The following is an 871-nucleotide window of genomic DNA, read 5'->3' on the forward strand; positions in this document are numbered from 1 at the left end:
GGGGGTCGCGGTCCACCATGGGCCACTCCAGGATCTGCGTGGCCGCGCGGATCACGCCGGGCACGTCCAGCCAGTCGAAGCGCCACGCGCCGAAGGTGGGCAGCAGGTCGTCCACCGCGCCGGGCCGGCTCCAGTCGGCGCGGTCGGGCGCCCGGAGCCCGCCGCCGAAGCCGTCCTCGCGCAGGCGGCGGTCGGCCACCCAGTTGATGAGCTGCGTGCCGTCCGCCGCCGGCGGCGCGATCGGGTAGACCACGAACTTCGCCCGGCGGTGGCCGGCCTGCACCATGGTGCGCCCGTCCAGGAAAGGCCGCGCGACCGTGGTGCCGCGCCACATCATCATGCCGTTCCAGCACGGCGCGCCTTCATCGGGGAAAAACTGGCGCCGCAGCGCCGAATGGATGCCGTCCGCGCCGATCAGCAGGTCGCAGGGCAGCGCCTCGGTGCGGCCATCGGCATGGGCGATGTGGGCGGTGGCGCCGGCGTCGTCCTGCGTGCTGCCGGTGACGCGGGCGCCGCTGCGCATCGCCGCCGCGCCGAGGCGCCGCGCCGCCTCGTCCCACAGGAACATCTGCAGCTGCCCGCGGTGCACGCTCAGCTGCGGATGGCTGTAGCCCGCGGCCACGCCGCGCCGGTCTTCGTAGATCGGCTGGCCGTGGCGGTTGGCGAAGACCAGCGCCGCGGTCTCCACCCCCATCGTGCGCAGCGCGGGCAGCAGCCCCAGGCCATCGAGCACCGCCACGGCGTGCGGCAGCAGGTTGATGCCGACGCCGAGCGGCTTCAGGTGCGCGGACGCCTCGCACACGGTGATGCGGTGGCCTTGCGCCGCCAGGGCCAGCGCGGCCGTGAGGCCGCCGATGCCGCCGCCGGCGAC

At 75.4% G+C, this 871-nt stretch carries 1 protein-coding gene; it reads right to left on the reverse strand.

What is annotated here, in order from left to right; genetic code table 11:
- Positions 1-871, reverse strand: an 871-nt coding sequence (locus tag AC27IO_RS24890) for an FAD-dependent monooxygenase (protein WP_498741301.1), incomplete at both ends; no start/stop codon positions are given.

Source organism: Acidovorax sp. KNOB132 (assembly GCF_057541515.1).